The 769-nt window shown below is 67.1% G+C and carries 1 protein-coding gene; it reads right to left on the bottom strand.

Annotated features, from left to right (window positions below):
* Positions 1–741: DNA cytosine methyltransferase (locus L995_RS00950; RefSeq protein WP_231574327.1), on the bottom strand; the 741-nt coding region annotated here is incomplete at its 3' end.
* Between the last annotated feature and the right edge of the window lie 28 nt (positions 742–769).

The following is a 769-nucleotide window of genomic DNA, read 5'->3' on the forward strand; positions in this document are numbered from 1 at the left end:
CCCGGCCTGCACCAGGTATGCCGAGCTGATGGCGTGCTTGATGCCGCCGGCCACGGCCGTGCCCAGGGGCTGGGACAGGTCGAGCACGCGCGGGGCCTGGCCCTTGGCTTCGCCGTAGCCCATCTGGATCAGGGTGGGCGACACCAGTGCACGGCAGCCGCCTTTTTCCGTGGCGATGGTGCTCATGGGGCGGTCGAGCATTTCGATCTTCCCGCCGTGGGCCATGTTCACGATAAATGGCTGGGGGCTGTTCAGCACAAACTTGTCCAGGCCATGCGCGATTCGCCGCATGGTGGCCGGCGCCAGTTCCTTCTTGCGCCCGAAGATGCTCTGCCCGGGGATGCTCCAGTCGATGCACTCGGCTGCCTGGCGGAATGGCTTCTGGCCCGCCTTCGGATTCTTCCAGTGCGTCTGCGCTGGCCACACGATGGGCAGGCCGTCGCGGCGCGCGATCAGGTAGAGCCGTGTGCGGGTGCTGCGGGAGCCCAGGGTGGCGTTGCAGATCACCCGCCATTCCACCTTGTAGCCCAGGTCGCGCAGCGCCTGGATGAAGTGGCGCCAGTTGCGGCCCTTGTGCTTGGGGTCCGGCACCAGGAACTGATTGCCACGCGGCACCACCTCGCCGGGTTCGGCGACGCGGAAGGTGGCTTTCCCCGTGGCGGGGTCCGTGATGCGGTCCAGCGTGATGGCGCGGCCTGTGGCTGGATCGCGCTTCGCAATCAGCGGGGACCACTGCATCATCTGCTCGACGTTCTCCAGCGTGATGACA

The organism is Delftia sp. ZNC0008, from assembly GCF_000799035.1.
GTDB lineage: Bacteria > Pseudomonadota > Gammaproteobacteria > Burkholderiales > Burkholderiaceae_C > Comamonas > Comamonas tsuruhatensis.